Source organism: Paenibacillus sp. KN14-4R (assembly GCF_052180255.1).
GTDB lineage: Bacteria > Bacillota > Bacilli > Paenibacillales > NBRC-103111 > Paenibacillus_AM.
This window is the reverse complement of record NZ_CP197466.1, coordinates 3,521,042-3,540,963: the sequence shown is the minus strand read 5'-3', so window position 1 is coordinate 3,540,963 and position 19,922 is coordinate 3,521,042. Positions and strand designations below refer to the sequence as shown.

Sequence of the window (19,922 nt, the reverse complement as noted above, 5' to 3'; positions counted from 1 at the left end):
ATGGGTGCACGACGTTATCGAAAATTACCTGTTAAAATTAATAGAAGGGGACATATCAATGAAAAAATACTATTATGAAGAGCATGAAAAAACCTATCAGGAAATAAAGAGAGACAACTTACTTGCTTGGGATCAATATCATGATCCAGTGCAATATAATTTTGATCATTTCATGATGAAACCGTTCTTAGAAAGAGCATTAGAGTTTATCCATGTTACTTCCAAAGCGTCTAGTGTGTTTGAATACGGATGTGGAACTGGCGCGGGCGCCTGTTTTATGACTGAAAGAGGATTTCATGTAGATGCAATTGATATTTCACCGACTGCAATAGAACTTGCGAAGTCTATAGCAATAGAACGTAATCTGAAGATAAACTACAGCAACCAGGATTTATTAGAAATGTCACGACTACATAAAGAATATGATCTTATATTAGATAACTACTGTTTACAAAGTATCGTAACTGATAGCGACAGGTCAAAACTTTACTCCATTATAAAGTCGGGCTTGAAGAGCTCTGGTTACTACATTATCGCAACGGCCATGTTTAATGAAGTACGTTCCTATGGTGCGGATAGTTACTATTGTGGAGATTCAGGAATTGTATATGAACGAACTCCATCACCTGACCAATACAACGAAGCAATTAGGATTAATAATGAATGGTGGATACCTAAGAGAAGACATTTAACGAAAGATCAACTCAGGGAAGAGATAACGAATAATGGATTTTCGATTCTATTTCAAGAGGATGGCAATTTAGTTTGTATGAAAAAGTAACTAATTACGTGGAACTTCAAAAACATTCGCTGGAGGTGTGTATGCTTGGCAACCCGCGCTACTCAGGTGAGTACAGCGGGTTGTTTTTGGTAAAAAGACAAAAAAAATTCAGTAATTATTATTGCCGTAAAATAAAATTTCAAAAACCATTGACCATTTTGAAATTTTTCGTTACTATGAGAATGTAAGCGGATTAAAAAACGCAAACGACGTGATAGGGGGGAAGGCAATGGATGAGTATCTGGCGGGGCTGACAACAGAAAAGGTTAACGAATCGACACTAAAGATAGATGAAAGTACAACTGAACAGATGTTACATCTAATGAACCAACAAGACGCGTTAGTTCCTATTGCCGTAGGTGCAGAAATACCGCAGATTACAAAAGCGGTGGATATTCTGTATCAAGCTTTGAAAAATGGTGGTAGAATGTTCTACGTGGGAGCTGGATCTTCTGGCAGACTTGGTGTGTTAGACGCATCAGAGTGTCCTCCTACTTATGGTACAGATCCTGAGATGGTTCAGGGACATATCGCAGGAGGCGATGTAGCACTGAGAACTGCTGTTGAGGGTTATGAAGACAACGCAGAGGAGGGGATAGCACTCATTGAGCGATGTGGAGTAACTGCTAAAGATGTGGTTGTTGGCATCACGGCTAGTGGAAGTGCACAATTCGTTATTGCTGCATTGAAGAAGGCACAGGAAATTGGGGCTGCTACGATTAGCGTAGTGAATAACAAAAATTCCAAATTGATTCCAGTTAGCGATGTGTGTATTTCACCTATTGTTGGCCCGGAAGTGATTATGGGATCTACTCGATTGAAAGCTGGAACAGCGCAGAAGCTTGTTCTAAACATGCTCACGACTTGCACGATGGTAAAACTCGGAAAGACGTATAACAACTTGATGGTTGATTTGAAGGCAAGTAATATCAAGTTGAGAGATCGTTCTGTACGAATAATTAGGGAAGCTACAGGGGTAAATCAAGAAACTGCCAGTACGTATTTAGAGAGCGCTTCCATGAGCTGCAAATTAGCAATCATGATGATTAAAACCGGCTTGGATGCGGTAGAGGCAGAAAAGTTATTGAATGAGAGTGAAGGTAGTTTAAAAACGGCCATTCGCAGCTTCAGCAAAGTTGTATAAATTTTATTAGGGAGGTTTTTTCAAATGAAAAGAAAAATGCGTCTTATTACTTCCGTATTAGCATTAACAATGGCAACTTCCGCACTTACAGCTTGTGGTAGCGACACGAAAAAAGATGCTGCTAACACTCCAGCTCCAGGCAAAACAGCTGATGCTGGTGCAAAAGACACAATTACTGCACTTTTACCTCCAGTTTCTCCAAACTTCCAAAAGACTTTTGATCAAATTTCAAAAGAATTCACTGAAAAGTACCCGAACTTGACTTTGAAAATCGAACCAGCTAGCTGGGAAGATGTGAAGCAAAAATTGGATACACAAGTAAATGCAGGAAGCCCTCCAGACATCGCGTTCGGTGGATCTGAGACAATTCCGAAGTATTTACAACAGGGTCTTCTTATGGATATCTCTGATGTAATTACACCTGAGATGTCAGGTGATTATGATAAAACGCCGCTTGAGTACATGAAGAAAGGTAATGCGCTTTACGGCTTACCAGCTTACATGGAAGTTCACGCACTTGGCGGTAACAAAGAGTTCTTAGAAAAAGCAGGAATCGATTGGAAGAAAATTCAACAAAACGGTTGGACTTACGACGAATTCCGTGAAGCAATCAAAAAAGGTGTAGTTAAAGAAGGCGACAAAACACGTTATGGTTTCGTATTCGCGACTAAAGGTGTAGCTGCAATTGACTACTTGGCAATCATGGCGAAAAATGCTGGTATGCCGCACAAATTTACGAAAGATATGAAATATGCTTACACAAGCAAAAACTACCTTGGACTTTTGAAAGATCTTCGTCAATTGATCGATGACGGTTCGATGCCGAAAGAGCTTAGTTCCGTTGACGCTGGTAAGCGTTGGAACATGCTTTTGACAGGTCAAACGATGGTTACAGGTAAAGGTCTTGCTGTATTTGAAAACTCTGCAAAAACAAATAATGCGAAAATCAAAGCTAATGATGGCAGTGCTGTAAAAGACAGTATTCCATTAGATTACATCGTATTGCCAGCTCCAACATTCCAAGGTGCTAAAGCTTCTTCTTCAACTGTAGTTGATGGCTACTTAACATTCCGTGGTAAAAAAGATCCAACTGCTGAGCACAAAGCAAACGTAATGAAAGCTGCTTACTTCCTTTCAAGCGGTAAAGTTGCTGCAACAACAAACAACGACTTATTCGCTGCACAGATCACGCAAAGTGGTAAAAAAGAAGCTGCTAACATGAAGGTCGACAGAAACCCAGATAATATTGCTGCTGTAGAGAATATGCTTAAAAATGCAACTCCAGCTCGTTCTGATATTCCAACTGAGCTAGAAGCTAAAGCAATCAAATTGGAAACAGAAGTTATCATTCCTAAATTACAAGCTGTACTTGCAGGCGAATTGAAGCCAGAAGCAATGTATGAAGCTGTGAAGGCTGCTGCGATCCAAACGTTTGGCGCTGACGGTGTTGTAAAAGACTAATTAAAAGAAGATTTCACTTTCGGATAGTCGTGCATTACTTCTTGCGACTATCCGAAAATTTTATAAACCAAGTTTCTGAAACGGGGTTGACATGATGGCTAATATCGCAAAACCGATGAAAAAAAGAAGGTTCAATGAAGAAGGTGTCTGGGGATATGTGTTCATTGCGGTCGCTTTGATCGCTTTTGCGATGTTCACTGCATACCCAGTTATCAAAGCAATTATTATTAGTTTTCAAGACTTTAAGCCACTAGGCTCTACTTTTATTGGATTTGATAATTATGTGGCAACACTTAAAGACGAATTGTTCTGGAAGTCATTGAAAAACACTGTTGTATATACAATTGCAACTGTACCTGTTAACTTATTGCTTTCCATGGGAATTGCAATTTTGATTTTACCACTTAAGAAGAAGACACAGTCTTTCTTTAAAGGGGTATATTATTTACCGGTAGTTGCATCAGGTGTTGCTTTGTCTGTTGTATGGTTATGGATCTATGATCCAATGTCTGGCGGTATTTTGAACCAATTACTGAGTTTCTTCGGAGTTGAAAACAAGAACTGGCTCGGTACAAGCAGCAACGCGATGTTCTCCTTGGTTCTGATGTCCTGGCTGTCCAGTCACGGAACAAGTATTATTATTTATCTTGCTGGTTTATTGGGTATTGATGAGACTTACTACGAGGCTGCTGAGCTTGATGGAGCGAACTTCTTCCAAAGATTGTGGCACATCGTTGTGCCAAGCCTAAAACCTGCAACATTATTCTTGTTGGTAACAGGTGTAATCGGTTCCTTCCAAGTGTTCCAGAATGCTTTCCTTATGACCGGTGGTGGACCGGATAATGCGACTACGATGGTGGGTCTACTTATCTTCAATAATGCGTTCACATTTATGGATTTCGGTAAAGCTTCAGCACAATCTTTGATTCTAGCATTAATTATTGCTCTTATTTCATTAATTCAATTTAAATACGCGGGTAAAGACGTCGAGTATTAAGAGAGGGGGATACAAAAATGGCATTGTACAGTAACCATACGGGAAATCCCAAAAAGAAATATATTAGAAACGCAATCATTTTTACAATCCTTCTACTTTTTGCTTTGGCGACGATATTCCCAATTTATTTCATGGTCATTTCATCTTTTTCTGACCCAGTCGAGGCAGGAGCAGTTACTTACTCTATTCTACCAAGCAAATTTACTTTTGCATCCTTTAAGTTCTTCTTCGATTACAGTGAGTATTCCTACAGATGGATTTTGAACTCCCTCATTGTAGCAGGCTCGATTACGCTTTCTAATGTTATTTTTGCTAGTATGGCAGGATTCGCATTTTCGAAGCTTCGTTTTAAAGGTAGAGGCATTTTGTTTGGTGTTCTACTCGTATCGATGATGATTCCTTACCAAGTAACGCAAGTTCCTTTATACGTTATGATGGTGAATATCTTTAATTTGCAAAATACGTATACAGCCTTAATCGTACCTGGTATTGTGACCGTCTATAATATTTTCCTAGCTAAACAATTTATGAGCAGTATCCCAACTGAAGTTTTGGAAAGTGCCAAAATCGAGGGATGCAGCCAGTTCCGAATTTACACAAAAATTGTCTTACCTTTGTCTAAAACGGTATTAGCCGTTATGGCGATTCTTACGTTCATGGATAGCTGGAATACATTCTTCTGGCCGTTACTTGTAACGAATTCAATGGAAATGCAAACGATCCAAGTTGGACTTAAAAACTTCCGTTTTGCAAATACAACGTTTATTTCACCGATGATGGCTGGCGCGACGATCTCTGCACTGCCGATGTTTATTCTATTCTTTAGCTTGCAAAAGTACTTCCTTGAGGGTGTAACAGTAGGCGCTGTGAAAGGTTAATACATTTCATTCACTGCACTTACGCTAGCTTTAATTCGATTCCTGAATGGTTGGAGGTATCGCATCATCATGATCATCCCTTGGGATAAGCAGTATACACAAGCGGTCATTTCACTTTGGAACGACGAAGCCGTAAAAGATGGATATAAGGAGCTTTCGGAGGAAAGCTTTGAACATATTTTTGTTTCGAATCCTCACTTTGATCGTCATAATACGTTTCTATTATTGGATAACGAGCAGGTCAAAGGGTTCGCTTGTGGGTGTACAGGAGATGATCTGCCCCTTGGAGATGTCGCAGGGTACATCACTTGTATCATATTAGCTCAAGATTTTGTCACCGATGAGAACTACACCATGATGCTCAAGGCATTGGAGCAAAGGTTTAAACAATTAAACAAAAGGCAAGCGGACATCTTATTTTTCAATCCGATGCTGCTGCCTTGGTACATCCCGGACACACCCGGACATGAGCATAACAATGCGCCTGGTGTGCCGGTAACAAGTCGATTCTATGCATTCTTGCTTGGTCAGGGATATGTAGAGCGGACAAAACAAAGTGCGATGTATTTGAATCTGACCGGTTTCACTATTCCTGAAGATGTAAGATCAAAAGAGGAACGAGCACAAGCTGACGGTTATACTGTCAGCTTGTTCGATCCATCGCAGCACGCCGGCGTGCAAGAAATGTTAGCTGGATTTGATAACCCCTTATGGCACAAAGAAATCGGACAATCGACTGCAAACGGCGTTCCTGTCGTCATTGCAGCTCATGATAACAAGGTTGTTGGTTTTGCAGGGCCTGTTATCCGTCAGGAGACTGGTCGGGGTTATTTTGCAGGGATTGGTGTTCATCCAGATCATGAAGGTCATGGTCTAGGCACACTGTTATTCTTTAATTTGTGTGAAGCATTTCAAAATGTTGGCGCAAATTATATGTCTTTATATACAGGAATCTCTAACCCAGCAATTCGCATTTATGAGAAGGCTGGGTTTAAGGTAGTTAAACAATTCGCGATCATGAGAAGGGAGCTTGAACAATGAGTAGGGAAAAGTTAACGATTCTAGCAATCGGTGGTCATGTGGGGGATATGGAACTTACGGCAGGTGGCGTCTTAGCGAGCCATTCTTTAATGGGTGATCATATTGTGACACTGGCGCTAACAGCGGGTGAACGCGGTGTACCAGCAGGCCAAGATATGGCAGAATACCGTGCGCAGAAGGTCAATGAGGCGAAAGCATTCGCTGACATGCTCGGCGGTGAATCGATTGTGTTTGAAATCCCTGACGGTGAGCTTGCGGATAGCGAAGAAATGCGATATCGGGTGTGTGATGTGATTCGTCAGGTGCGTCCGAACATCATTATCACACATTTTAAAAATAGCATGCACAAGGATCATATGACGACTCATCGCATTGTAAACGATGCACGCTTCTTTGCAGGTCTAGGATCGTTTGCACGTGAGCTTCCTGCTCATTTTGCATCCAAGCTGTACTATGCAGAGAACTGGGAAGATGCGGTTGACTACCGTCCTTATGTGTACGTTGATTTCTCTCAAGAAGCGTATGATCTATGGCTAAAAGCATTGTCTTTACATTGGTTCGTAACCGGCAGCAAATCGTTCCCTTATTTGGAGTACTATAAGCATCTGGCCAGAGTTCGCGGGATCGAAGCTCGTAAGCAGTATGCCGAGACATTTATGGTTCCAGAAGAAACGATGCGCTTGCGGAATTCGGAACTATGATCATGTATGTAGCAGGGTTAGATGGCGGTGGCACAAAGACAGCTGTGCATGTAATGGATGCAGATGGTCTTGTGGTTCATACTTTTACATCGGGTGCGATTAATTATAATGGTCAAGATGAAGCGAGTGTAAATGCGAGCTTGCAGTTTATATTCCAGACGATAGCTGAGGTATGCGGAGGACTTGAGCACTGTGCGCAGGTTTGCATCGGTGCAGCAGGAGTCAGTAATCCAACTGTAATTACCCGTTTAGAAGCAAGTGTTAGGGAATGTGGCTATCAAGGCGAACTTCTCATAACTGGCGACCAAGAAACAGCCTTGTGCGGTGCACACGAACGTGAATACGGGATGATCGTCATTGCAGGTACAGGTTCGATTTGCTACGGGAAGAATGAAGTTGGACTGACTTGTCGTGCAGGCGGTTATGGCCACCTCATCGATGATGAAGGCAGTGGATACAGCATTGGACGGGACCTGCTTTCACTGCTCGTACGGACGAATGATGGAAGAACGGCTGCCTCGGTCGTTCCACAAATGATCTATGAACAACTTCAAATGGAGTCCGTTCAGCAGATTATCAAGTTTGTATATGATAAAAGTACGAACAAGAAAGACATTGCTGCACTTGCGCCTATTTTAACACGTGCTTGCGATCAAGGGGATGAAGCGGCTCTAGCAATTGCAGAGAAAAGTGCGCAGTCCTTGTTCGAACTGATCGTACCAGTCGCAGAAAAGCTGAGCTTGCAGCAAGGCAGTCTTGGCATGGCAGGAAGTGTATTGCTTCATAATACGTATGTACAGGCCGCGTTTAGGGACAAGTTGAAACGAGCTTATCCAAATATGACATGCATACCTGCGCGAAAAGACGCAGCCAGCGGTGCAGCTCTTATGGCTTTAAACCGTTTGCGTAAGTAAAATGAGAAGATGACCCTTTTATTTTATAGAGGGTCATCTTTTTTTGCAGGATTTTTATTTTTTATTGTCGAAATGGAACATTAAGTGAAAAAGGATACAAAACCACTATGAACAGTTTGGATAACAAGGAGGATTAAGGATGAGTAAGATTCAATTTTCCGTTCAGGTATTGTTGGTTTCCGATCTAGAGCGTTCGAAGCGGTTTTATGAGCATGTATTAGGCTGTGAAGTAACGGATTGGTGGGCAGTTAGAGATGATTTTGCACTAGGCTTTAAACTTATGCAAGCGTTTTCTATCGAGGATGTTAGACCGAATAAAGCGGGTAAGGGGCAAGTTGTTCCATGGAATACATATGCTTATGTAGATACGCATGTTGAATTGGATGCTTTATTTCATGAATTGCAGACGAAAGGTGCTGAATTTGTGCAGCAGCCTGTCGTGGAAGAGCAAGGATGGGGAGCTTGGAAGGAATTTGCGATTCAAGATCCTGATGGTTATGTAATCGCATTCGGGTCAGGGAAGAGAAATTAATTTGGGCATGTTCGCAATTACGAAAAGTTTCATGTATACTTCTTATTAGTGTCAAAACTGGATTAATTAGCAAATTATAGCATATAACAAGTGTTTGCGCGCAAAAGACTAGTTAGATGATTACATGTATTCGAATTGAAACTTTCAGGAATTGGATGGGTGCTATGCGAAATAATTTTGAACAACTCAATGAGCCTTTGCTTACCCTTGTGTATACGTTGATTACGGGCTATAAAGGTCAAGTCAACCTACCAAAATCAAAAATTACAGAATTCATCGAGCACTTCAAGCAAGGTAAAAACTATGTGACAACAAGTTACGATGAAACGTATGGGCTTAATCCGAGCCATATCGCAGATTTCCGTGTTGTTGGTCTGTATCAAAAAGAAGTCAGCTTGTATATGACGGATGAGGAAAAAGCCAAGGCTCGTATCAAGCCAGCCCAACCTGAGGAAACAGAGGGCGACGATAAGCTGCTAGCGGCGTATAACAACAAGTCTGCCTTTTACAAGATCGATTGTAAGTGTGGGGCGATTTACACCGTTCAACTCTCTGCTTTTACGAATACAGGAAAATGTAATAAATGCAAGGAAACGCTATATGTGGATCGGGCAAGAGGGAAGATCGATACGTATAAGGGCCAAGGCTGGCTAATGACGAACAAGTATGTTGTAGATACACAATTTAATCGTTAATTTCTTTAAAAATAAGGGACGAAGTAGTTCATACCTAGTGTGAGCGGCAGAGTCGCTATTTTTTTTGTGAATAAAAGGAAAAGCCTTGAATTTCAAGGCTTTTCTAAGTGGAAATAATTTATTTGTATTCACCTGATAAATAACGATAGAATGGCTCATCCACCCAGAAGGTGTAGGAATCAACCTGAGATTTAGGGGAGATTTTTTTCAAACCTGCTGTTACAGCAGCAGCTTGTTTCTCTTGTGAGAATGATTGTGCGTAGTAATGCCCCTTCGAAATTTTGTTGTTCGCAATGACTTGGTAGTCCTGCTGTTTGGTTAGGGAATAATATAGGGGCTGCCACCATGATGCAGCGATTAGGCCTTTTTGATTTTCTTCATTCTTTTTCGCATAGGAAGCAATTACGTTCTGGAACTTATCTTTTTGTTCAACTGTATCAAATTCAAAGGCGATGTCATATTCTTTCGCGTAAGCGATGTAATTGCCGTTCTCAATTTGTACCACTTGATAATCATCAGATTGTGTAGGCTCGCCCCACTCTTTTAAATAAATAAAGGCAGATGTCTTCGGCTCAAGTTGAACTTTGGCATTGATGTTCTCACTGCGTAAAAGTCCCACTAATTGAATCGCATGGGTGATGTCAGAATGGCCATATGTTAGCGAGAGCTTTGGATTGAAATTAGCATTATAACGCGCATCTTTAAGGTTGTAGCCCGTTACTAAATTTTGCTTAAGAGCCGTATCGAAAATGGTACGAAGCTCAGGTGCAGATATAAGATCTTCGGTTTTGTAAGCTTCATATACATGTTTGAAAATGTCTTTATCAAACACATTGCCAATATCGTGCTTGTAGTTGCCGTTGAATGTTAAGATTTTGCCAAGCAGCACAGCGGTAAAATCAGATGAAGCTTGCGCTTCAGGATTGAATGTATCGTAAAGATCACTAGGGATCAGCCCTGTGTCCACTGCGGCGGCAACTTCTTGTGCGGCTTGTTTGGTAAACAGGTTCGTTTGATCATAATCGATATGTAACTTTTTCAGTGCAGCGCGAACTTTAACTTCCGGATAGGTATAAGCGAGTTCCTTGAGATTGGAAGCTTTTAGCGCAATGAAAGTTGCGTCAAGCTGTGTAAGAGACTCCGTAGCTTCCAATGTGGTTCTTGTTAGGATTCCATGTTGATATAAAGCGTTAGCGGCCTTATAATAGGGGCTATCTTTTTGAATATCGGTAAAAGGATTGGCTTTATCTTGAAGCTCCAATTGCAGGATACGGCTAACGGCATTCACAAACTCGCCTCTTGTAGCTGCTTCTGAAAGCGTAAGCCCATATTGATCTTGTACATATTGTTTATACTCATTAGCAAGCGTTAGCTGTGCCGTTGTAGACGGCTGTGTGGATGTAATAGCAGCTTGAGCTGGTAACGCATAGAGCGGCGCTGCAGTGAGAATAAGACTGGATAGGACAAGTGTCTTGAGAGGTTTGTGCAAATTTCGTTTGAATAATTTCATGAGTAAGGCACCTCCGTAATTTTGTAAATTCTGTTAATCCATATAAGAATACTTGGATTTTTTTGTTAAGAAGGATATTATCACCCCCTCATTGAGGTGTCAATTTATTTTTTATAATTTTGCAAAAACAATAACGAAGTAAATTCTATATGTGGGACTGGAGGCGTCTTATGTTAGAGCGATTATGGCGAAGAAAAAAGTTAGTCTACTCGCTAATTGTCGTACTGATCTTGGTTGTAGGCGTGCAATTCATCTATTTGCCTTATCAGATACGGACGGTGAATCCTGCAGAATCGGTGAGTAAGCGCGTGAAGGTTCCAGGTAGTGAGGGAGTGGAGAAAGGGGATTTCTTATTCACTTCGGTATTATCGATTACGAAGCCTAATCCATTGATGTATCTGTATTATAAGTTGCAAAAATATGCGGAGTTCGAACCAATCGAGAAGGTAATGGCTAATATTACGAATCTAACTGCCTATAATCAGCTGCTTGATTGGATGCGAGATGATTCGGAGCAAAATGCGATTATTGCAGCGTATCGTTACTTACAAAAACCGATTCAAATTGTGCCGCAAGGCGTCATTGTTCAATCCATCCCTAAGGAATCAAAAAGCTACGGAAAGCTGCAGGAAGGCGACATTATCATCGCGTTAGATGGAGAGGATGTACGTACCGCGGATGATTTAAAGCGGTTATTTGCAGGGAAGAAGGAGGGGGACCTCTGCAAAGTAAAGGTGACTCGTGGAAAAGAGAAATTGGATATGAGCCTGCCTTTGATGAGTTATACATCAAGTGATCAAACGAAGAAGATTGGGTTATATTTTTACTTTGATGAAGTAAAGAGTTCAACACCTACAGAGAAAATCGAGTTTAATTTCGGCGATATTGGCGGACCTTCTGCGGGACTGATGCTGTCACTGGATATTGTATCTAAGCTAGAGCATAAAGATTACACAAGAGGCTATAAGGTCGCTGGAACAGGTACGATGGATGAAGAAGGAAAGGTCGGTCAGATCGGTGGGATTAAGCTGAAGATCGTGGGAGCAAGTCAGGAGGGGGCGCAATATTTCCTTGTACCGAAAGACGTGAACCCATCGGATCAGAATGAAAAAGACGCGAGGGCGATGATCGCTGAAATTGGCTCTACGATGAAGCTTGTTCCTGTTGCTACGTTGAAAGAGGCAACAGACTTCTTGCTTCAATTGCCGGTGAAACCCTAATAAAAATTAAAAACTCCACAACTTCCTCATACGAGGGGGTGTGGAGTTTTGTTGTGTACGGAAATATTTTTATTTATCACATAAACGCAGTGCGCTGTGACGCGTTGGGCCTACATATTCGTTCAAAGCAAAGGAGTTACGGATTGCTGCTGTTACGAATTCTTTTGCTTGGCGTACGGATTCCAAGACGGAGAGTCCTTTGGCAAGATTAGCTGCGATAGCTGCTGAGTATGTGCAACCTGCGCCGTGAGTGAAGTTGGTATCAACGCGCTTTTCGATGAATAGCTCGAATGTTTCACCGTCATAGAGTACATCGACTGCACGATCATCATTTGGCAGCTTGCCGCCTTTAACAAGGACGTATTTCGCGCCTTTTGCATGAATCAGCTTAGCCGCTTCTTGCATGTCTTCCACGCTTTGAATAGGGCCGTGACCGCTTAGCTGCCAAGCTTCGAACAAGTTCGGAGTTACGATCGTTGCTCGTGGTACAAGTTGATCGCGCAAGCTTTCATTCGTCTCAGGGTGCAGCGCTTGGTCTGCGCCTTTACATACCATAACCGGGTCAACGACAACGTTCGTAAGATTATGCTTATCAATGTATTGCGCAACAAGTTCGATCACTTCGCTAGAGCCGAGCATACCTGTTTTTAGTGCATCTACGCCAATACCCTTTACTACAGTCTCAAGCTGCGCTTCTAGTGTGCTGACTGCAATTGGGAACACATTATGGAACCAACCGTTATTCGGGTCTTGTGCTACGATGACCGTAAGTGCAGTCATCCCGAAAACATCGTGCTCCTGAAAAGTTTTAAGATCGGCTTGAATTCCTGCGCCGCCGCTCGTGTCGGATCCGGCAATTGTTAACGCTTTATACATGTGGGTTCCTCCAATATCGATGATCGAATCGATTATATTCATTAGTGTTTGATTACTGATACGATTATACCCAATTCTGGGGACGGGAACCAAGTATATTTTTATAAAATAAAATTTCATTTAATCAAAATTTAATTGAAATTAAATTTCATAAACGATACAATGAGAATAGCCCTGAAAGCGATAACAGAACAGGGGTAAAAGATGGAAATATCGTAAGTCGCAATAATAAATATGAAATTACAACTGGAGGCTAGAGCATGGTTGAAGTATTAACAGGTGCGGATCAATTGGCTAGCTTTGAAGAGAAATTTTTAGCAGGTAAACGTGTAGGGTTACTTACAAATCCAACGGGAATAAATCGTCATTTTCAATCAACCGTTTCGGTTTGTGCCAATTTAAAATCTGCCAAACTAGCAGCTCTGTTCGCATGCGAACACGGTATTCGTGGAGAGCGACAAGCAGGTGTGTTGTTTGAGGATGAATTTGATAGCGAACTGCAAGTTCCGGTATTTAGCTTATATGGAGAGCATAAAAAACCAACCGCTGCAATGATGGATGCAATTGATGTTCTCGTGTTTGATATTCAAGATTTAGGTATCCGATTCTACACCTATCTTTCTACGTTAATTTATGCAATGGAAGCTTGTGCAAAGCATGGGAAGCACCTTGTCGTATTGGATCGCCCGAATCCGCTTGGTGGGCTTAATTTTGAAGGTGGGATGCTGGAATCTGGCTTTGAATCGATTGTTGGTGCATGGCAAATTCCCATTCGATCCGGTCTTACGATTGGAGAAATGGCTCAATATATTAACAGTCAAATGAATCCTAGCTGTGATCTGAGCGTTGTTCCACTGCAAAATTGGACAAGAGATATGGAGTATACTGCAACGGGGTTACCTTGGATGCTGCCATCACCGAACATGCCGACCATGGAAACTGTTCGTGTGTACGCAGGAACGTGCTATTTTGAAGGAACGAATCTGTCGGAGGGCAGAGGGACAACACTACCTTTTGAAATGATAGGCGCACCTTGGTTAAAAGCTTCTAAGCTTGCTGATACAATGAACGCGCTTGCATTACCAGGCGTGCATTTCCATGCACTTTATTTTACACCGACATTCTCCAAGCATCAGGGCGATTTGTGTCATGGGGTTCGGCTATTCGTAACGGATCCAGTGAAGTTCAAGGCAGTAGAAACGGGACTACATTTGCTGCATCATGTCATCACCATGCATGAACAAGAATTTGAATGGTTAACTCCTTTCTCTGAAGAAAGCAAACCGTTCATTGATCTATTAACAGGAAGTGAACAAGTTCGACTGAGCATTCATACGCAAGAAGGATTGACTCAAATTATCGCGAGCTGGAATGATCAACTGGAACAATGGGAGAAGGCGCGTCAGCCTTATTTGATATATGGGGTGAGTGAAAATGGACATAAGTAAAATGACATTGCTCGAAAAGGTTGGGCAAATGGTTCAATGCGGTTTTGAAGGTACAGTGCCAACTGAAGATATCAAACAATTGATTCAAAAACAACGTATTGGCGGTGTGCTTTACTTTAGCCGCAATGTAATAGATACAGATCAAGTGGCGAAATTAAGTCATGATTTGCAAGCCGTTGCTTCCGAATCAGGAGTTGCGCCTTTGTGGATTGCCATTGACCAAGAAGGTGGGATGGTTGCTCGATTAACAGATGGAGTAGCGCTAATGCCAGGTAATATGGCACTTGCAGCAGGCGGTTCAGAAGAGGCTGTGTACGAAGCAGCTTCTATCACAGGCAAAGAGCTGAAAGCACTTGGTATTAATCTGAACTATGCGCCTGATATGGATGTGAACAACAACCCGCGAAATCCAGTGATCGGAGTGCGTTCATATGGGGAATCACCAGAGCTTGTGGCGAAGTACGGTAGACAGGCGATTCATGGTTTGCAAGATGCAGGAATTGTCGCAACAGCTAAACATTTCCCGGGACATGGCGATACAGAAAAGGATTCACATCTTGATTTACCTACGATTTCACATTCTCGTGAACGCATTTATGAGGTCGAATTGCGTCCGTTTATAGAAGCGATTGATGCGGGGGTAGATGCGATCATGTCATCCCACATTCATTTTCCAGCGTTTGATGAGAATCAGCTTCCTGTCACACTCTCTTACCAAGTATTAACTGGACTCTTGCGTGAAGAGCTAGGCTATCAAGGTGTTATCATGACAGATTGCATGGAGATGGAAGCGATTGCGACTCATTATGGTACGGTTGAAGCAGCTGTTATGGCGGTAGAAGCTGGGGCAGACATGATTCTAATTAGTCATCGCCAGGATCGTCAAATTGGAGCGATTGAAGCCATCGTTCAAGCTGTTGAAAAAGGATTGATTGCTGAATCCCGAATTGATGAATCGGTCGAACGACTCATGGCATTAAAGCGCAAACGGGGTCTTTTTAATGAGAAGGAAAGCCAGTTAGCCGATCTTTCAGAAGTAGGTTGTACGGCACATATGGAAGCGGCACGGGCGTTTAGTGAAGCAAGTGTAACACTTGTAAAAGATGATGCTAAATTACTTCCACTAAGCAAAGAGAAGAAGACATTGGTTGTCTCGATGGAAGCTGTTGTCTCATCTCTTGTCGATGAATCTTACGATACAATCTTGACACTTGGTAAAGCGATTGCAGCAGAAGGCTGTAAAGTCGATGAGCGAATTGTACCTATACGAGACGTGACTGGGGAATTGCTGCAAGACATTGCACAGGCAGCAGCGGATGCTGACCAGATCGTGATCGGAACGTACAACGCCCATTTATTCCCGCAGCAGCAGGAACTTGTGAAGCAGCTAGGTACTCTTGGCAAACCATTAGCGGTAGTTGCATTGCGAAATCCGTATGATCTGCAGTTATTTGACGATGTGTCCACTTATGTTGCTATTTATGAGAACAGACCGCTTGCCTTGCAAAGTGCAGCGAAGTTCTTAACGGGTCGTATTTCAGCTCTAGGTAAATTGCCAGTCACAATCAGTTCTAAGTATCCTGCAGGCTGGGGAGATGGGTCACACCATGTTTAGTACCTTGCAGTCGAAGAAGCAGCGACTTGTTGTAGGTCTAATGTCGGGCACTTCTCTAGATGGTATTGATGCCGCAGTTGTACGGATGGAAGGCCAGGGCATTCATACGCATGCTGAGCTTGTTCACTTTGAATCTTTTGCCTATGATAACGAACTGCGGGAGAAATTAAAGCTGCTATGCAGTCCTGATCACTCTAGTACCCCACACGTATGTGCCATGAATTTTGATCTCGGCATAAAATTCGCTGAGGCTGTAAGGGAAACTGTTGCAAGAGCAGGTTTAACGATGGATGAGATTGACCTAGTGAGTTCCCATGGTCAGACGATTTGGCATATCCCAAGTGAGGATCCAAGTGATCCTTATGGCATACGCTCGACACTGCAGATTGGTGATATATCTGTTATTGCAAAACTAACAGGCAAGCCAGTTGTCGGCGATTATCGGACGGCGGATATGGCAGTTGGTGGGCAGGGTGCACCTTTGACACCTTACGTGGATTATATTTTGTTCCGTGACGAGAAGAAGGGTCGAATCGTTCAAAATATTGGCGGTATCGGCAATTGTGCTTCACTTCCTGCAGGAGGCAAGCCTGAAGAGATCATTGCTTTTGATACGGGACCAGGCAATATGATTATCGATCAAGCGGTGTTTCATCTAAGCGCAGGAGAAAAAAGCTACGATGCGAATGGAGATTGGGCAGCAACGGGAACGGTTGAACAATCTATGCTTGATGAAATGCTGCAGCATCCTTACTTCGCTCTGCCGCCAGTTAAGACGACAGGACGTGAGATGTTCGGGAAGCAGTATGCGAGCGAGTGGCTTCATCGGGCTATTGACCGGGGCATTAGTCCGGAAGATATTTTGGCAACATTTACTGCCTTTACGGCACGATCGATAGCGGACAGCTATAAGCGATTTGTTTTGAATAAGCAGCAGATTCATGAGGTTCTTGTATCTGGCGGTGGTGCACACAATCAGACGTTAATGCGCATGCTAGCTGAGTATTTACCGGATCAATCTGTACTCTCATCCGATGCATACGGCATTACAGGAGACTCGAAGGAAGCAGTTGCTTTCGCTATTTTTGCGGATCATTACATGTTCGGTGTGCCTAACAACTTACCTGCCGCAACTGGCGCACGGATATCGACAGTTATGGGTAAGTTAGCATTACCTTAAATCGGGCCTATTGGATATTTCCGCCAAAACATTTATAATGTGATAGGTAATTAGAAACCTACATTGAGGGAGGTGAGATACTTGAATGGTGGACTCGTAAAACTAAAAGAGATATATGATCAGCTCAATCCGTCTGAGCAGAAGGTGGCTAAATATATTCTCAAAACTCCTGAACAAATGATCAGCATGTCAATCGCGCAGCTGTCTGAGGTTAGTGGTGCTAGCCAAGCAGCGATCGTTCGTCTTTGCAAGTCATTGGATGTAAAGGGCTATCAGGATCTCAAAATTAAGATTGCTGGTGATCTTCATCAGGTAGAAGAACAAGGATATCAAGATATTCGTCTGCATGATGAGCTAGAGACGATTATTCAGAACGTGACGAATAACAACATACAGTCTATTCGGGATACAGTTAAAATTTTGGATACGAAGCTGGTTGAGCAGGCGGTTGAAGCACTTCATCAAGCGAAGCGGATTTTCTTCTATGGACTAGGTGCATCCAATTTGATCGCACAGGACGCGCAGCAGAAATTTTTGCGGATAAACAAGACAAGTCTTGCATTTTCTGATCCTAGTATGCAATTAACGACGTCTGTAACGTTAACGAAAGACGATGTCGCTGTAGGCATTTCTTATTCAGGAGAGACACCTTATCTCATTGCTGCCATTAAACAAGCGAAGGCTAATGGAGCGAAGACGATCAGCATATCGAAATACGGGACTTCATCCTTAAGCCCATACATCGACATTCCACTAAGCATTTCATCGACAGATAGTGAAATTCGCAGTGGGGCTATAGCATCACGTATCTCACAGCTTAATGTTATTGATATGTTATATATTGGAGTAGCAAGTAAAGATTATGAGCATTCGGTGGACTACTTGAATCGCACGCGTAAAGCGATTCGCGAAGCCGAGAATAAGTAAACGATGGCATGAAAAAAGGGACTTCCCAATCAGGTTCGTAACTGATGGGAGGTCCCTTTTGTATTCCAAAAGTTTGGTATCTTCGATAGTTTACACGTAGTTTAATCCACTCACGAGTGGGAATGGAAGAGGGAAGATTGCAGTAAGCGATTGTTTTACATCAGCTGGAAGCTTTGTATGCGGCTCTGTGTCGAAGAGCAGGGATACAAGCTCCTGTGCATCCATTTCATAGGACTGTTCACCGAAAGTGAGCTTGCACTTTCCATCTCCCAGGTTAGATAGCTGAAGTGATGCCGCTATTTCAGCATTTTTTTGCTGCATGTAAGGTTGTAATTGGCTCATTAACAGCTCAGGATTTGCAACATGAACAGTACCATAGTTGCTCTCAGCTTCAAAAGGAATCGATTGAAGGGCTTCATGTAGACCATCATTGTGCCAAATAATAGCTGCATCCATACGATTGAGCTTATAAGCAGCAACAGTATGAGCGAGTAGTGCAGCTACTGCGCGTGGATCGCCACCGTGTTCCACTGCAAATGGCGGACGTGAGTTTTTGTATTGAGTCGGCACACACACGACAGCATATGCAATGATTTGACCATTTTGCTCAGCAACGAGTGTACGATGCGTCATTTTGACGCAACTTGCATAAGCTTGTGAACGGATCATGGATGCAAGCTCAGATAAACTCTGCTCATAGCGGGAGAATCTAGCACTTGCAACTTGGTGGAGTTGGAACCAATCGGTCACACCCAGTTCCCGAATCGTTACATCGTCCGATAATGGAGGGATGGTAAGCGTATTTTGAGGATCAAGTAAATAACGTTTAACGCTACCATATTGATAACAGTGTGCGCGAATGTAGAGTGGGCGGTCTCCGGATACAAGAAGCAGGGATGCTCCAGCACGTGCAACATGTTCTTTGATTTCATCGAGAATTTGACCTGCATAGCCTTTACCACGGTAATCGGGATGCGTGCACACGGCTCCAAGTGAATATACGGTTAGTTGTGTTTCACCAATTCGGATATGAGCGGGCACGAGACCCATGAAAGCAACGAGTTTTCCATCTTCAAAAGCACCGAAAGATTGTCCTAAACTTTCTGAAAAAACGAGCGGAAATGCAGCTGCCATCGAACTTTGTTCGGCATCTCTAAAAATGGCATTCGCAAGTGCAACAGCATCTTGCATTTCATAATCGTGTAACGGTCTAATTTCAGTCATGTATAATCCTCCTTTATTATGCCACTATCTATTTATTCATAAATTTTTGTACGACCTTTTCCACTTTCTCCAAGTGCTGCATCATCATATCAGATGCATGAGCTTCATCCTGTGAGGCAATAGCCTCATAAATCAAATGGTGTTCCTGGAGCAGACGTTCAGAGGCCTCTCGTTCATTGTAAAACCAGAGTCTTCTAGAATCTTTCATACTCTCTTGCAGGCGTTCATGCAGGGATTCCATGAGATCAATCAAGAGTGTATTGTGACTCGTTTTTGCGATCTGCAGGTGAAACTGAATATCTGCCATTTCGCTTTGCTCCTCGTCGTTGATGACATTCTCCATCGTTGTAAGAATGTCCTTTAATTTAAGGAGATCATCATTAGTACGTCTTTGTGCTGCTAGACTCGCACATCCACTTTCGATGAATTTACGAGCTTCTATAATTTCTCGGATGGATTCGGTCTTATAAGTGAATCCGTTCTTACTTAGATCATCCTCGGCAGGCAGCTCCTTGTTAACGAAGGTTCCTCCACCATGACGAATTTCGATATATCCCATTGCTTTTAGTGCACTAAGCGCTTCACGAATTGTGGAACGACCTACCGCATAACTTGCTGCCAGATCGACAACTGTAGGTAAGCGGTGCCCAGGTGTGTATTCACCTGCGACAATTTGTGCCTTCAGATGCTCCATTACAATCTCAGAGCCTTTGCGAGGCTTCATTACTTTTAAAGACATATAAAACCTCCGTAAAAACAATATACACCTATTCAATCA

General features: G+C 42.5%; 19 protein-coding genes. 15 read left to right on the top strand and 4 right to left on the bottom strand.

Annotated elements, in window-relative coordinates:
* The first annotated feature begins 58 nt into the window (after nt 1-58).
* The 10 genes from ACSBOP_RS17385 (at nt 59) to ACSBOP_RS17340 (ending at nt 9,144) form a co-directional block, all read left to right on the top strand.
* Complete coding sequence (locus ACSBOP_RS17385; RefSeq protein WP_442601779.1) at nt 59-781, top strand: class I SAM-dependent methyltransferase; 723 nt, start codon at nt 59-61, stop codon at nt 779-781.
* A 229-nt stretch (nt 782-1,010) separates the two neighbouring features.
* Nucleotides 1,011-1,925 (top strand): N-acetylmuramic acid 6-phosphate etherase, encoded by a 915-nt coding sequence (murQ, locus tag ACSBOP_RS17380; protein ID WP_442601778.1) that lies wholly within the window; start codon nt 1,011-1,013, stop codon nt 1,923-1,925.
* A gap of 24 nt (nt 1,926-1,949) precedes the next feature.
* Nucleotides 1,950-3,386 carry an ABC transporter substrate-binding protein gene (locus ACSBOP_RS17375; RefSeq protein ID WP_442601777.1) on the top strand — a complete coding sequence of 479 codons (1,437 nt, stop codon included), beginning with the start codon at nt 1,950-1,952 and terminating at the stop codon, nt 3,384-3,386.
* Nucleotides 3,387-3,480: 94 nt separating this feature from the next.
* Complete coding sequence (locus ACSBOP_RS17370; protein WP_442604516.1) at nt 3,481-4,383, top strand: carbohydrate ABC transporter permease; 903 nt, start codon at nt 3,481-3,483, stop codon at nt 4,381-4,383.
* Nucleotides 4,384-4,400: 17 nt separating this feature from the next.
* On the top strand, nt 4,401-5,261 hold the full coding sequence (locus tag ACSBOP_RS17365; RefSeq protein ID WP_442601776.1) for a carbohydrate ABC transporter permease: 861 nt from the start codon (nt 4,401-4,403) through the stop codon (nt 5,259-5,261).
* Between the two features lie 69 nt (nt 5,262-5,330).
* The gene (locus ACSBOP_RS17360; RefSeq protein ID WP_442601775.1) at nt 5,331-6,302 is read left to right on the top strand and encodes a GNAT family N-acetyltransferase; all 972 of its coding nucleotides are present in this window, start codon (nt 5,331-5,333) and stop codon (nt 6,300-6,302) included.
* On the top strand, nt 6,299-7,003 hold the full coding sequence (locus tag ACSBOP_RS17355; protein ID WP_442601774.1) for a PIG-L deacetylase family protein: 705 nt from the start codon (nt 6,299-6,301) through the stop codon (nt 7,001-7,003). The genes ACSBOP_RS17360 and ACSBOP_RS17355 overlap by 4 nt, the downstream gene beginning before the upstream one ends.
* A complete protein-coding gene (locus tag ACSBOP_RS17350; RefSeq protein WP_442601773.1) occupies nt 7,000-7,917 on the top strand; it encodes a BadF/BadG/BcrA/BcrD ATPase family protein in 918 nt (305 codons plus the stop codon). The genes ACSBOP_RS17355 and ACSBOP_RS17350 overlap by 4 nt, the downstream gene beginning before the upstream one ends.
* Before the next feature lie 139 nt (nt 7,918-8,056).
* On the top strand, nt 8,057-8,449 hold the full coding sequence (locus ACSBOP_RS17345) for a VOC family protein (protein ID WP_442601772.1): 393 nt from the start codon (nt 8,057-8,059) through the stop codon (nt 8,447-8,449).
* A gap of 164 nt (nt 8,450-8,613) precedes the next feature.
* Complete coding sequence (locus ACSBOP_RS17340) at nt 8,614-9,144, top strand: hypothetical protein (protein WP_442601771.1); 531 nt, start codon at nt 8,614-8,616, stop codon at nt 9,142-9,144.
* Between the two features lie 118 nt (nt 9,145-9,262).
* Here ACSBOP_RS17340 and ACSBOP_RS17335 read toward each other — a convergent pair whose 3' ends face one another.
* Entirely contained in the window at nt 9,263-10,654 is a 1,392-nt protein-coding gene (locus ACSBOP_RS17335; RefSeq protein ID WP_442601770.1) for an S-layer homology domain-containing protein, read from the bottom strand.
* 170 nt (nt 10,655-10,824) lie between these two features.
* Between ACSBOP_RS17335 and ACSBOP_RS17330 the strand changes: the two genes are divergently transcribed.
* Nucleotides 10,825-11,874, top strand: a complete 1,050-nt coding sequence (locus ACSBOP_RS17330) for a YlbL family protein (protein ID WP_442601769.1) — start codon at nt 10,825-10,827, stop codon at nt 11,872-11,874.
* Between the two features lie 69 nt (nt 11,875-11,943).
* Here ACSBOP_RS17330 and pdxK read toward each other — a convergent pair whose 3' ends face one another.
* Complete coding sequence (gene pdxK, locus ACSBOP_RS17325) at nt 11,944-12,750, bottom strand: pyridoxine/pyridoxal/pyridoxamine kinase (protein ID WP_442601768.1); 807 nt, start codon at nt 12,748-12,750, stop codon at nt 11,944-11,946.
* Nucleotides 12,751-13,010: 260 nt separating this feature from the next.
* Between pdxK and ACSBOP_RS17320 the strand changes: the two genes are divergently transcribed.
* The 4 genes from ACSBOP_RS17320 to ACSBOP_RS17305 all read left to right on the top strand — a co-directional run bounded on the left by ACSBOP_RS17320 (nt 13,011) and on the right by ACSBOP_RS17305 (nt 17,920).
* On the top strand, nt 13,011-14,198 hold the full coding sequence (locus ACSBOP_RS17320; RefSeq protein WP_442601767.1) for an exo-beta-N-acetylmuramidase NamZ family protein: 1,188 nt from the start codon (nt 13,011-13,013) through the stop codon (nt 14,196-14,198).
* Nucleotides 14,185-15,813, top strand: a complete 1,629-nt coding sequence (gene nagZ / locus ACSBOP_RS17315) for a beta-N-acetylhexosaminidase (RefSeq protein ID WP_442601766.1) — start codon at nt 14,185-14,187, stop codon at nt 15,811-15,813. Before ACSBOP_RS17320 ends, nagZ begins: the two co-directional genes overlap by 14 nt.
* Complete coding sequence (locus tag ACSBOP_RS17310; RefSeq protein WP_442601765.1) at nt 15,806-16,993, top strand: anhydro-N-acetylmuramic acid kinase; 1,188 nt, start codon at nt 15,806-15,808, stop codon at nt 16,991-16,993. Before nagZ ends, ACSBOP_RS17310 begins: the two co-directional genes overlap by 8 nt.
* Nucleotides 16,994-17,074: 81 nt before the next feature.
* Entirely contained in the window at nt 17,075-17,920 is an 846-nt protein-coding gene (locus tag ACSBOP_RS17305; RefSeq protein WP_442601764.1) for a MurR/RpiR family transcriptional regulator, read from the top strand.
* 90 nt (nt 17,921-18,010) lie between these two features.
* Here the strand turns inward: ACSBOP_RS17305 and ACSBOP_RS17300 are convergent, their stop codons facing one another.
* Complete coding sequence (locus ACSBOP_RS17300; RefSeq protein ID WP_442601763.1) at nt 18,011-19,144, bottom strand: GNAT family N-acetyltransferase; 1,134 nt, start codon at nt 19,142-19,144, stop codon at nt 18,011-18,013.
* Between the two features lie 28 nt (nt 19,145-19,172).
* Nucleotides 19,173-19,883 carry a FadR/GntR family transcriptional regulator gene (locus tag ACSBOP_RS17295; protein ID WP_442601762.1) on the bottom strand — a complete coding sequence of 237 codons (711 nt, stop codon included), beginning with the start codon at nt 19,881-19,883 and terminating at the stop codon, nt 19,173-19,175.
* Nucleotides 19,884-19,922 lie beyond the last annotated feature (39 nt).

Bases quoted from the DNA above. Each gene is read 5' to 3' on its own strand.
- ACSBOP_RS17385 (WP_442601779.1), top strand. From the start codon at position 59: ATGAAAAAATACTATTATGAAGAGCATGAAAAAACCTATCAGGAAATA.
- murQ (WP_442601778.1), top strand. From the start codon at position 1,011: ATGGATGAGTATCTGGCGGGGCTGACAACAGAAAAGGTTAACGAATCG.
- ACSBOP_RS17375 (WP_442601777.1), top strand. From the start codon at position 1,950: ATGAAAAGAAAAATGCGTCTTATTACTTCCGTATTAGCATTAACAATG.
- ACSBOP_RS17370 (WP_442604516.1), top strand. From the start codon at position 3,481: ATGGCTAATATCGCAAAACCGATGAAAAAAAGAAGGTTCAATGAAGAA.
- ACSBOP_RS17365 (WP_442601776.1), top strand. From the start codon at position 4,401: ATGGCATTGTACAGTAACCATACGGGAAATCCCAAAAAGAAATATATT.
- ACSBOP_RS17360 (WP_442601775.1), top strand. From the start codon at position 5,331: ATGATCATCCCTTGGGATAAGCAGTATACACAAGCGGTCATTTCACTT.
- ACSBOP_RS17355 (WP_442601774.1), top strand. From the start codon at position 6,299: ATGAGTAGGGAAAAGTTAACGATTCTAGCAATCGGTGGTCATGTGGGG.
- ACSBOP_RS17350 (WP_442601773.1), top strand. From the start codon at position 7,000: ATGATCATGTATGTAGCAGGGTTAGATGGCGGTGGCACAAAGACAGCT.
- ACSBOP_RS17345 (WP_442601772.1), top strand. From the start codon at position 8,057: ATGAGTAAGATTCAATTTTCCGTTCAGGTATTGTTGGTTTCCGATCTA.
- ACSBOP_RS17340 (WP_442601771.1), top strand. From the start codon at position 8,614: ATGCGAAATAATTTTGAACAACTCAATGAGCCTTTGCTTACCCTTGTG.
- ACSBOP_RS17335 (WP_442601770.1), bottom strand. From the start codon at position 10,654: ATGAAATTATTCAAACGAAATTTGCACAAACCTCTCAAGACACTTGTC.
- ACSBOP_RS17330 (WP_442601769.1), top strand. From the start codon at position 10,825: ATGTTAGAGCGATTATGGCGAAGAAAAAAGTTAGTCTACTCGCTAATT.
- pdxK (WP_442601768.1), bottom strand. From the start codon at position 12,750: ATGTATAAAGCGTTAACAATTGCCGGATCCGACACGAGCGGCGGCGCA.
- ACSBOP_RS17320 (WP_442601767.1), top strand. From the start codon at position 13,011: ATGGTTGAAGTATTAACAGGTGCGGATCAATTGGCTAGCTTTGAAGAG.
- nagZ (WP_442601766.1), top strand. From the start codon at position 14,185: ATGGACATAAGTAAAATGACATTGCTCGAAAAGGTTGGGCAAATGGTT.
- ACSBOP_RS17310 (WP_442601765.1), top strand. From the start codon at position 15,806: ATGTTTAGTACCTTGCAGTCGAAGAAGCAGCGACTTGTTGTAGGTCTA.
- ACSBOP_RS17300 (WP_442601763.1), bottom strand. From the start codon at position 19,144: ATGACTGAAATTAGACCGTTACACGATTATGAAATGCAAGATGCTGTT.
- ACSBOP_RS17295 (WP_442601762.1), bottom strand. From the start codon at position 19,883: ATGTCTTTAAAAGTAATGAAGCCTCGCAAAGGCTCTGAGATTGTAATG.